Below are 243 nucleotides of genomic sequence, written 5' to 3' on the forward strand. Positions count from 1 at the left end.
TTTTGTCGACGTTGTCGACAACCTCAGAGCACCTTTTTAGGCGCTCAAAGGTTTACTCTTCGATTTCATTTGGCTTATTTTCAGCCGGCTTGTCGTTCTCGTCTTTATCTTTCTTAGAGTCACCGTCTTTTTCATTATCCTTGGCTTTATCATTTTCGTTTTCCTTGGCTTTGTCATTTTCATCAGGCTTTTCGTTCTCTTTGCCTTTCTTATCCTTTTCGCCTAAAGGAAACGCATCATTGA

1 pseudogene is annotated in these 243 nt (G+C 40.3%); it reads right to left on the minus strand.

Annotation, left to right across the window (positions count from 1 at the left end):
• Positions 1-52: 52 nt before the first annotated feature.
• Positions 53-243, minus strand: a pseudogene (locus tag CHH91_RS20735) (hypothetical protein); the annotation flags it as partial.

Origin of the sequence: Virgibacillus sp. 7505, assembly GCF_002272135.1 — a bacterium.
Classification (GTDB): Bacteria; Bacillota; Bacilli; order Bacillales; family Amphibacillaceae; genus Terribacillus.